This is a genomic window from Micromonospora sp. U56 (assembly GCF_018070095.1).
Taxonomy (GTDB): Bacteria; Actinomycetota; Actinomycetes; order Mycobacteriales; family Micromonosporaceae; genus Micromonospora; species Micromonospora purpureochromogenes.
On the sequence record NZ_JAGPYL010000169.1, the window covers coordinates 1 to 11,045 of the forward strand.

At 72.6% G+C, this 11,045-nt stretch carries 8 protein-coding genes; 6 read left to right on the plus strand and 2 right to left on the minus strand.

What is annotated here, in order from left to right; translation table 11 throughout:
- Positions 1–198 precede the first annotated feature (198 nt).
- Both KBX37_RS31520 and KBX37_RS31525 read right to left on the minus strand, forming a co-directional pair.
- The gene (locus tag KBX37_RS31520; protein WP_210779493.1) at positions 199–1,530 is read right to left on the minus strand and encodes a glycosyltransferase family 4 protein; all 1,332 of its coding nucleotides are present in this window, start codon (positions 1,528–1,530) and stop codon (positions 199–201) included.
- A 142-nt stretch (positions 1,531–1,672) separates the two neighbouring features.
- Positions 1,673–3,613 carry an amylo-alpha-1,6-glucosidase gene (locus KBX37_RS31525; protein WP_210779494.1) on the minus strand — a complete coding sequence of 647 codons (1,941 nt, stop codon included), beginning with the start codon at positions 3,611–3,613 and terminating at the stop codon, positions 1,673–1,675.
- Between the two features lie 45 nt (positions 3,614–3,658).
- Here KBX37_RS31525 and KBX37_RS31530 point away from each other — a divergent pair, with 45 nt between their 5' ends.
- The 6 genes from KBX37_RS31530 to KBX37_RS31555 form a co-directional block, all read left to right on the plus strand.
- Entirely contained in the window at positions 3,659–6,367 is a 2,709-nt protein-coding gene (locus tag KBX37_RS31530) for a glucosidase (protein WP_210779495.1), read from the plus strand.
- A 45-nt stretch (positions 6,368–6,412) separates the two neighbouring features.
- Complete coding sequence (locus tag KBX37_RS35750) at positions 6,413–7,054, plus strand: TetR-like C-terminal domain-containing protein (RefSeq protein WP_307849287.1); 642 nt, start codon at positions 6,413–6,415, stop codon at positions 7,052–7,054.
- 103 nt (positions 7,055–7,157) lie between these two features.
- The gene (locus KBX37_RS31540) at positions 7,158–7,856 is read left to right on the plus strand and encodes an HAD family hydrolase (RefSeq protein WP_210779496.1); all 699 of its coding nucleotides are present in this window, start codon (positions 7,158–7,160) and stop codon (positions 7,854–7,856) included.
- A gap of 28 nt (positions 7,857–7,884) precedes the next feature.
- Positions 7,885–8,676: a DUF4184 family protein gene (locus KBX37_RS31545; RefSeq protein ID WP_210779497.1), complete on the plus strand. Its 792-nt coding sequence runs from the start codon at positions 7,885–7,887 to the stop codon at positions 8,674–8,676.
- 466 nt (positions 8,677–9,142) lie between these two features.
- Positions 9,143–9,844, plus strand: a complete 702-nt coding sequence (locus KBX37_RS31550; RefSeq protein ID WP_210779498.1) for a L,D-transpeptidase — start codon at positions 9,143–9,145, stop codon at positions 9,842–9,844.
- Positions 9,845–10,003: 159 nt separating this feature from the next.
- On the plus strand, positions 10,004–11,045 hold a 1,042-nt coding region (locus KBX37_RS31555; RefSeq protein WP_210779499.1), incomplete at its 3' end, for a hypothetical protein.

The following is an 11,045-nucleotide window of genomic DNA, read 5'->3' on the forward strand; positions in this document are numbered from 1 at the left end:
TGGCTGGTCTTGGTCGACAAGCCGTTCTACCGGAGTCCCGCTGCCTCTTTACCAGCACCCTCCATCATGCTCAAACAGCCCTTGACATCAGGCCCAACGCCCTAACTTCATGGCCTTGCCCTAAAGGGCGGAGCACTGGCCCGCATCTTGGTAGCCAATGGATCGGGGGAGACCTATCCGTCGTCGGGATCGGGCGGTTCAGCAGGCCGCCCCGTCCATCGCCAGCAGGTTTCCCTCGGGGATGGCGATGCGGGGCCGCCCGCCGGCCAGCAGCGTGGTGGCCCGCCGGGCCTGGAAGGTGCCGTGGTCGCGCCGGGCGGCGGCATAGCTGTCCGCGGTGCGGGCCGCGATGGTCGCCCAGCCGTACCGCCGGCTGACCATGGTCCGGGCGCGGCGGGCCACCCGGCGGGCGAAGACCTCGTCGGCGAGGAGCTGGTCCACCGCGCCGGCGAGGGCGTCCGGGTCGCTGTGCGGGAAGGTCACCCCGGTGACACCAGGCTCGACGATCTCGGCCAGCCCGCCGGTGCTGGCCACCGCCAGCGGCGCGCCGGCCGCCGCGGCTTCGAGGGCCACCATGCCGAACGGCTCGTAGAGGCTCGGCACCACGGTCGCGTCGGTGGCGGCCAGCACCGCCGGGAGCTGGGTGGCGTCCATGAAGCCGGCGAAGCGGACGGTGTCGCCCAGGTCGAGCCGCCGCGTCTGGTCCACCAGCTCCTCCCGGTACGGCCCGTCGCCGGCGATCACCACCCGCAGCCCGGGGTGTCGCCGGCGCAGGTGCGGCGCCGCGTGCACCAGGTGCTGGACGCCCTTCTCGTAGACCAGTCGGCCGGCGTAGCCGACCAGGGGGCCGTGCCCGGCGAACCGGGCGCGGGCCGAGGCGACCGCCCGGGGACGGGCGTGCCAGGCCCGGTCGTCGACGCCGTTGGGCACCACGTCGACCCGTCCCGCCGGCACCTCGAAGAGCCGGGTGACCTGGTCGCGCATGTAACCCGAGCAGGCGATCACCCGGGCGGAGGCGTTGCTGAGCCAGTGCTCGACGCCGTGGATGGTGCGGTTCATCTCCTCCGGCAGCCAGCCCTGGTGCCGGCCGGCCTCGGTGGCGTGGATGGTGGTGACCAGGGGTAGGTCGAGGTGCTCGGCGAGGGTGATCGCGGTGTGCGCGACGAGCCAGTCGTGGGCGTGGACCACGTCGTAGTCGCCGGACTCGGCGGCGCGCAGCGCGGTGCGGGTCAGGGTGTGGTTGAAGGCCATCGTCCAGGCCAGCAGGGAGCCGGTGGCCAGCGGGAAGGTCACCGGATCCTCGGCGGCGCGCAGCACGCGCACGCCGTCGGCGTACTCCTCCAGGGGCGCGCCCTCGGCGTGCCGGGTGACGACGGTGACCTCGTGCCCGGCGGCGGCCAGGGCCACCGAGAGCGCGTGCACGTGCCGGCCGAGTCCACCGACGAGCACGGGCGGATATTCCCAGGAGAGGATCAGCACCCGTTGGTGTCGGGCGGGGTGGATGTCGATCACGTCGGCGTCAGGTGACATGAAGCCCCCTTTGAGTTGTCCCCCGTACGTGCGGCGGAAGGCACCCCACCGGGTGCCCGCCGTCTCGCCTGGGTCGGGGACCATCCTGCCGATCGCTGGATAACCAGCGGAGACGCCGTCGTTGCCGGTTTGTAACGCCTGTTTAGCGGGGCCGGCGGACCCGCAGCAGCTCGGCCACCGACCACGCCTGGAACGGGCAGCCGGTCGCGGTGTGCGGGGGGTTGCCCTCGGCCGTCTCGCTCACCGATCCTAGGCCATAATCCCCCAAATGACCTTCAAGCCCGACCAAAAGGTCATCCGTGGGCAGGCCGGCCTTCCGGTACGCGTCGACGAACGGTCCGATCAACCACGGCCAGACGGTCCCCTGGTGGTAGGCGGTGTCCCGCTCGGCCGGCCCGCCCCGGTGCCGGGCGGCGAAGTCCGGGGAGTCGGGGGAGAGGCTGCGCGGGCCGAGCGGGGTGAAGAGCCCGGCCGCCACCCGGCGCAGCACCGCCGGGTCCGGCTCCAGCGGGGCGTACGGCAGGGACCAGGCCAGCAGCTGGTTGGGGCGCAGCAGGTCGTCGTCGTGGTACGCCGCCCCGCCCAGCGGATAGGCCGGCGCCGGCGCGTCCACCACGTCGTGCAGCCAGCCGGCCGGCGACGGGAACCGCTTGCCGAACGCCTCCCGGGCCCGGGCGTGCAGCCGCCACAGCTCGGCCGCGTCCCGACCGGCCAGCTCGGTCAGCTCGGCCAGGCCGGCCAGGCCGTTGACCCAGAGCGCGTTGACCTCGACCGGCTTGCCGGTGCGTGGCGTCACCGGCACTCCGTAGACCCGCGCGTCCATCCAGGTCAGCGCGGTGCCCGGGGTGCCGCCCTGGGTGAGCAGGCCGTCGGCCGGGTCGACCGCGATGCCGTACCGGGTGCCGGCCAGGTGCGCCTCGACCACCGCGTGCAGCGCCGGCAGCAACTCGTCGCCCAGGTCGGTGTCGCCGGTGAGCGTGACGTGCCGGCTCACCGCGTGCAGGAACCACAGCGTCGCGTCGACGGTGTTGTACTCCACCCGCCCGGTGTCGGCCGTGTTCGCCAACATCCCCTCCGACAGCGTGGCCCCGTACGAGCGGAGCAGCGCCCGCCCCTCGTCGGCCCGCCCGGTGCACAGGAACAGCCCCTCGTACGAGGTCATCGTGTCCCGCGACCAGGCCCCGAACCAGGGGTAGCCGGCCACCACGTCGGGCCCGGCGCCGGTGCGCACCACGAACGCGTCCGCGGCCAGGGCGAGGGTGGCCTCGACCGGGTCGGCCGGCTTCGCCGCCGCCACCACCGCCCGGTGCCGCCGCCGGGCCGCCGCGACCACCTCGGTCGCCGGCGGCGGCTCGTCGGCGAGGTCACCGGCCCAGGCCAGCACCGACACCGTGTCCCCGGGGCGGTCCAGCGCGCCGGCGAAGCGGCCCGCGTGCCAGAGGTCCTCCTCCGGGTGCAGCCCGCGCGCGGCCTCCTCGCGGTGGTGCACGCCGAGCCACCACTGCCCCTCGGGCGTCCAGTCCGGTCCGGCCAGCCGGAACGAGCCCTCCACCACCGCGCCGCCGTCGACCGGCTCCATCCGGGGCGCCGGGCCGTCCGCGCGGCGCTCGCCGTGCGCGTCCCGCCAGGTGCAGGCCGCCGAGAGCTCCAGCCGGACCGGGCCGCCGGCGACCAGCCGGTGCACCACCGCCACGCCGGGGCGGCCGTGGGTCATCGCCAGCTCCCGCTCGATCACCACGTCGCCGATCCGCCAGCGCCAGCGCGGCAGCCCGTCGACCAGCTCGAAGCGCTCCAGCAGCTCGAAGCCGCGCGGGTCGACCACGCCCGAGGACCACTCGTGCGCGCCGAGTCGGACCCGCGCCCCGGCGGGCAGGGTCACCGCCGGGTCGAGGCTCACCAGTCCCACGCGGCGGGACGCCGGCGTCTCGCCGGCCACCACCAGCAGGCCGTGGTAGCGCCGGGTGCGCAACCCGCTGACCGTGCCCATCGCGTACCCGCCCAGGCCGTCGGTGACCAGCCACTCCCGGGTCGCCCCGCCGGCCAGCTCGCCGCAGACCTGCGGACCGAAACCGATCTCGATCAACTACTTTCCTCCTGCGGCCGCGAGGTGTGACGCGCCACGACGACAATGGCCCTTGTGGTGAAGTACCCGGGCGGCGTCGAAGATGTGCACGTGTTCACCGACTCCTCGTCCTCCGACGCACCGTCCCCCGACGCCGAGCGGCTCCGGCTGGCCCAGGCCGACGCCCGGGAGCAGGACTGGCGCGCATGGGGTCCCTATCTGTCCGAGCGGGCGTGGGGGACGGTACGGGAGGACTACAGCGAGCACGGTACGGCGTGGGACTACTTTCCCCACGACCACGCGCGGTCCAGAGCCTACCGGTGGAACGAGGACGGCATGGCGGGCGTCTGCGACGACCGGCAGACCTTCTGCTTCTCCCTCGCGCTCTGGAACGGGGTCGACCCGATCCTCAAGGAGCGGATGTTCGGCCTCGGCGGCGACGGCGGCAACCACGGCGAGGACGTCAAGGAGTACTGGTGGTACGAGGACTCCACGCCCACCCACTCCTGGATGCGCTGGCGCTACCACTACCCGCAGGCCGCCTTCCCGTACGACGAGCTGGTCGCGGTCAACGCGCTGCGCGCGCGGGACGACACCGAGTACGAGCTGGTCGACACCGGGATCTTCGACGACGACCGGTACTGGGCGGTGACCGTCGACTACGCCAAGGCGTCCCCGACCGACATGTGCATCCTCGTCACGGTCGCCAACCGGGGCGACGAGGCGGCCACCCTGCACGTGCTGCCGCACCTGTTCTTCCGCAACACCTGGGCCTGGGGGCTGCCCGGCGCCGACCGGGTGCCCCGGCTGGTCGGCGAGGGCTCCCGGCTGGTCGGTGAGCACTGGGTGCTGGGCCAGGTCCTGCTGGAGGGCGACGGCGCGCCGACCCCGCTGCTCTGCGACAACGACACGAACGCCGAGCGGCTCTGGGGGCTGCCGGGGCGGTCGCCGTACCCGAAGGACGGCATCAACGACCACGTCGTGACCGGCGCCGCCACGGTCAACCCGGCGCGGGAGGGGACGAAGGGGGCGCTGCACTACGTCCTCGACGTGCCCGCCGGCGGCCAGCGGCAGATCCGGCTGCGGCTGACCCGCACCGCCCCGCCGCCCGGCACCGCCCCGCCGCCCCCGGCGGACCTGCGCGACGGCTTCGACGCGGTGCTCTGGGCCCGCCGGGCCGAGGCCAACCGGTTCTTCGCCGGGGTCATCCCGGCGGCGGCCAGCGCCGACGAGGCCCTGATCGCCCGGCAGGCCATCGCCGGGCTGATGTGGGGCAAGCAGTTCTACCACTTCGACGTCAAGCGGTGGCTGGAGGGCGATCCCGGCTCCGTGCCGCCGCCGGCCGGTCGCCGGCACGGGCGCAACAGCGCCTGGTGGCACATGAACAGCTTCGACGTGTTCTCCATGCCCGACCCCTGGGAGTACCCCTGGTACGCCGCCTGGGACCTGGCCTTCCACTGCGTCAGCATCGCCCGGGTCGACCCGGGCTTCGCCAAGGACCAGCTGCTGCTCCTGCTCCGCGAGTGGTACCTGCACCCCAACGGGCAGATCCCGGCGTACGAGTGGGCCTTCGGCGACGTCAACCCGCCGGTGCACGCCTGGGCGGCGTTGAAGGTGTTCGAGATCGACGGTGGGCGGGACCACGAGTTCCTGGCCCGGGTGATGCACAAGCTGCTGCTCAACTTCACCTGGTGGGTCAACCGCAAGGACACCGGCGGCAACAACGTCTTCGAGGGCGGCTTCCTCGGGCTGGACAACGTCGGCCCGTTCGACCGGTCCGCCGCGCTGCCGGTGGCCGGGGTGCTGGAGCAGTCCGACGGCACCGGCTGGATGGCGATGTACGCGCTCAACCTGCTGGACATGGCCATCGTGCTGGCCGAGCACGACCACGCCTACGTCGACACCGCCACCAAGTTCTTCGAGCACTTCGCGTACATCGCGGCGGCCGCGTACTCGCAGGGGCTCTGGGACGACGAGGACGCCTTCTTCTACGACGTGCTGCGGCTGGCCGACGGCAGCCAGGTGCCGCTGCGGGTGCGTTCGGTGGTCGGGCTGCTGCCGCTGGCCGCCACCACCCGGCTCACCGCGAAGACCCTGCAACGCCTGCCCGAGCTGGGCGCCCGGCTGCGCTGGTTCCTCACCCACCGCCCCGAGTACGTCGACGTGATCGGCGCCCGCCGGCTCGGCCCGGACGGCCGCCAGCAGCGGCTGCTCTCCATGGTCGGCCCGGAGCAGGTGGTCCGGCTGCTCGCCCGGATGCTGGACCCCGACGAGTTCCTCTCCGACTACGGCCTGCGCACGCTGAGCCGCGCCCACCTGGACAAGCCCTTCTCGGTGACCCTCGGCGGGCAGGAGTTCGCCGTCGGGTACGAGCCGGCCGAGTCGACCAGCGGCCTGTTCGGCGGCAACTCCAACTGGCGCGGACCGATCTGGATGCCGACCAACTTCCTGCTGATCAGCGCGCTGCGCGACTACGCCGCGTTCTTCGGCGACGACCTCCAGGTGGAGTACCCGACCCGCTCCGGGCGCAAGTGCACCCTCGACGAGATCGCCGACGACCTGTCGGCCCGGCTGATCTCGCTGTTCACCCGGGACGACTGGGGGCGGCGGCCGATCTACGGCGCCGCCCAGCTCTTCCAGACCCACCCCGACTGGCGGGACCTGATCTGCTTCCCCGAGTACTTCCACGGCGACAACGGCGCCGGCCTGGGGGCCTGGCACCAGACCGGGTGGACCGCCCTGGTCGCGGACCTCATCCTCACCCTGCGACGCTGACCGGCCGGGGAGAGTCGCCAATCCGTCACCGGACGATGACCACAGGTGACCGTCGCTAGCATCGACCGGGTGTCGCCCACCGACGGCCCGGACGCCGAGCCGGCCGAGTCGAACCAGCCGGCCGAGCCGGCCGGTTCGAACGAGCCGGCCGAGCCGGCCCGGGTCGTGGCGGCCGCCCGGCGGCTGGCCGAGGCCGAGGGGTGGGCGGCGGTGACCCGCCGCCGGCTGGCCGAGCGGACCGGAGTCGACATCGAGACCCTGTACCGCCGCTTCCCCGATCCGGCCGCGCTGGTGGCCGCCGTGGCCCTGCGCGGCTTCGCCGACCTGGCCGCCGCCCTCGCCGCCGCCCGGGGAGCGGCCGGCGACGACGGCGCCTGGCCGGCGGTGGTGACGACGTACCTGGACTTCGCGTACGCCAACCCGGAGGTGTACGACGCCATGCTCGCCCACACCCCGGACCTCACCCTCGGCCGGGACCCGGCGCCCGGCGCGCCCCGCGCCGCCTTCGCCGAGCTGCGCGCCGCGCTGACGCCGCTGGCCGCCGGCCGCGACCCCGACACGCTCGCCGAGATCGGCTGGGCCCTCCTGCACGGCACGGTCATGCTGACCCGGGGCGGTCGGCTGCGACCGGAGACCCAGGAGCAGCGGGAGGAGCTGATCGCAGCCGGGCTGTTCGCCGCGACCTGACCGGGCGGGTCGCGTGCCGGGGCCACGCGGCGGCGTAACCCGGATGACCTTCGTCGGCGGCGCGCAGTAGCGTGTCCCGGACGCCAGACCGGGAGGGGGACCGATGGAACAGCGCCGGGACGCGGCGGTGCTCGTCTTCGACGCCGACGACACGCTCTGGGAGAACAACGTCGTCTTCGAGCGGGTGATCGACGACTTCCTGGACTGGCTGGAGCACCCGACGCTGGACCGGGCGCAGATCCGGGCGGTGCTGGACGACATCGAACGCGCCAACGCGGTGGCCCACGGGTACGGCAGCAAGGTCTTCCTGCGCAGCCTCGGCGAGTGCCTGGAGCGGCTGCGCGAGCGGCCCGCCACCGAGCGGGAGCGCCGGGAGATCGACGAGCTGGCCGCCGCGCTCGTCGCCCACCAGGTGGAGCTGATGCCCGGCGTCGCCGACACGCTGGACGCCCTCGCCGGCCGGTACGACCTGCTGCTGCTGACCAAGGGTGACCGGGAGGAGCAGCAGCGCAAGCTCGACGCCTGCGGGCTGCTGCACCACTTCGACGCCGCGCACATCGTGATGGAGAAGGACGTCGACACCTACCGCTGGCTGGCCCGCGAGCACGGCTTCGATCCGGCCCGCGCCTGGATGATCGGCAACTCTCCGAAGTCCGACATCCTGCCCGCCCGGGCCGCGGGCATGAACGCGGTGTTCATCCCGAACGACAACACCTGGGTGCTGGAGCACGACGAACTCGACCCGGCCGACGAGGGCGTGCTGCGCCTGGCGGAGTTCACCGACCTGCTTCGGCACTTCTGATCACGCGCCGGCCGGTAACGTCCGGTAGGTGCCCCTGACGTTCCCCTCGCACCTGGCGCCGGTGCTGCCGCTCAAGCTGTGGCGACCGCGCTGGTTCGACGGGGTCGCGCTGGCCACCGGCGCGGTGTCGCCGGACGTCGCCTACCTGTTCACCGGCACCGGGATCGAGCTGGGCGTGCACACCCACACCGCGGGCGGGGTGCTCTGGTGGGGCCTGCCCGTCGCGCTGGCCTACGCCTGGATCATCCGCCGCACGGTGGCCGGGATCGCGGTGCACCTGCCCGGCGACCGGCTCTTCGCCTGGCGGGATCACGCCGCCCTCGGCGCGGTCCGGCACCCCTGGCAGGTCACGGTCTGCTCGGCGCTGATCGGCGCGGCCAGTCACGTGCTCTGGGACCGGGCCACGCACACCGAGCGCTGGCTGCGCCTGGTCGGGATCGAGGACTTCCACGCGCACACGGGCATGTACTGGTGGTTCTTCTCGGACCTGGTCAGCACCGCCGTCGGCGGCGTCGTGGTGGTCGCCCTGGCGCTGCGGGCGGCCCGCCGGGGTGAGATCTTCCAAGGGGTACGACCGCCCGCGCCGCCGGCGCGGCCCGCCGTCTTCTGGGCAGTGGCCCTGCCGGTCACCGCCGCCGGGGCGACGGTGCTGCCGCTGCTGCCGGCGGCCACCGTGCCCGCTCCCGCCGGGGTCCGGCTGCTGCACCTGGCGGCCCTCGCGCTCATCGCCGGCGCCGCCGCGGCGGGAGCGCTCTCCGTCGGCCGGACGGCCCCTGGCCGGACAGGTCGCTTCGAGGAGAAACAGCGTCAACCCGGGTAGCCGCGTTACGCGGACATGCCGCATTTCAGGATTGGCATCAATCACATTCAGCGGAGGCCCGGAATGCTTGTCCGAGCGGCGGCCGGATGCCTAACCTGGGCGCGCGTTCACGGCTCTTCGGGGTGAGTCGGGAACGCACCGAAGTCCGGTAGTTGGGCACCGTGGAGCTGAGTGCAGGCGGGCCGGCTCGCCGTGCTGAGCCCGGCGTGGGCGGCGTGCCACGCCCGCCGTGCTCGCAGCGGCGATTCCGCTACCACACCGGACGGCTGGTGGTCAGGGCCGGGGAGTTGCGGACCCGGTCCTGACCCGCCACCAGAACTGTTTACGCGTCGATCCTCTTCTCCACCGGAAAGAGAAAGCGTCGCGAGCCTCTCCCGCGTTACATCGACCCGCCGAAATTGTGCGACGAGATCCGTCACCATTTCCGGGACACCGGGAAGACGGCCGGGATGCGATCATCTGGCGAATGGAACCAACTCCTATCGCCGGTGGCCCCGTCGGGACGACGACGGGCCGGGCGAAGCCGATCCCGCCGCCCAACCGGGCCTCCCGGTTGACCACCCTGCCCGCCGCGACCACGCAGGTGGTCGTCGTGACCGGCGACGGCTACAGCACCACCTACGCCACCCTGGAGACGTTCCACAAGGTCAACGGCCACTGGGTGGCGGTGTCGGCGCCGCTGCCGGCCCGGATCGGCTCGAAGGGCTTCAGTGACAACCACCTGGAGGGCGTGCCCAACACCCCCACCGGGGTCTACTCGTTCGGCCCGACCATGTACGGCATCGGCGCGAATCCCGGCGTGCGCTACCCCTACCACCAGGTCGTGCAGTACGACTGGTGGAACGAGAACCCGGACTCGCCGGCGTACAACACGTTCCAGCACACCACCACCAACCCGGGTGGCTGGAGCGAGGCGCTGTGGACGGAGAAGCCGGCGTACACACACTTCGCGGTGATCACGTACAACATGTCGCCGAACGTGGCCGCGCCCGTCCCCGGGAAGGGCAGCGGGATCTTCCTGCACGAGTACAGCACCTCCGGCGGCAACGCCACCGCGGGCTGCGTGAGCATGTCCCACGCCAACCTGGTCTCGGTGCTGAAATGGCTCGACCCGGCCCGCTCGCCGCGCATCGTCATGTGCCCGGTGCAGAACCTGGGCCGCTACTAGCCCTCGATCACCCCGCGAGCCCCCGGCGCCCACGCCGGGGGCTCGTTCCGTCGCGCGCACCAGCGCACTGTCACCGGGCGATACCTCAGCGATAGCGGCCCGGGTATCGATCGTTCCTAGCCTCCACCCGACGTGTCTGTAGAGGACCGGAGGGTAACGGTGAAGAGACGATCACGAGGTCCCCTTGTCGGGGGACTGGTGCTGGCGTTGGTGGCCACGGTGGGCTGGATGGAGGTGCCGGACGACCAGCGCGGCGGTGCCGTCCCGGTGGCGAAGGCCGAGGAGGACGACGGCTTCTTCTCGAAGCTGGGTAACGCCGCGCGGGACCTGGTCGACGGTGGGCCGCGCAAGGCCAGGCCGGAGGTGGTCAGCGCCGGGCTGGCGGTGAACGAGAAGCCGCCGCCGGCGAAGAACTGGCCGCCGCAGAAGCGGGTCAAGGAACTGACCGGCAAGCGGACCGCCAACGGCAAGGTTTATGAGCTCTCGGACGGTCGGACGCAGGCCGAGATCTCAATGGTGCCGCTGCACTACAAGGACGCCAAGGGCAAGTTCCAGACCATCGACACCACGGTCCGACCGGCCAAGGACAAGGGGTACGTTCAGGGCAACCGGACCAACACCTTTACCAGCCTCTTCGGTGACAGCTCCAAGGAGCTGGCCCGTTTCGAGAAGGACGGCCGGAGCATCGAGCTGGGCCTGGCCGGCGGTGCGAAGGCTGTGACGCCGAAGGTCTCCGGCTCCACGGTCACCTACCCGGGGCTCGCCGGCGGCGCCGACGTCGTCTACGACGTCACCTCCACCGCGCTCAAGGAGAAGATCGTCCTGCACCGCGCCCCGACCGGGCCGGTGTCGTACACCTTCACGCTGGACACCGCCGGCCTGACCGCGCAGCAGCGTGCGGACGGCTCGATCGCCTTCGTACCGCGCGGCGGTGGCGAGCCGGCTTTCGTGATGCCGGCGCCGTTCATGTACGACGCGAAGGACGACAAGTCGTCCCCGCACGGCAAGGTGTGGAGCGACAAGGTCAGCCAGCGGGTGCAGCAGATGTACGGGCAGACCACCGTCACGTTGTCCGCCGACGCCGGCTGGCTGGCCGATCCGGCGCGGGTGTTCCCGGTGGTCATCGACCCGACCATCAAGGTGCAGCCGGTGCCGACCGACGCCCAGGATGTGCAGATCTACTCGGGCGCCACCACCACGA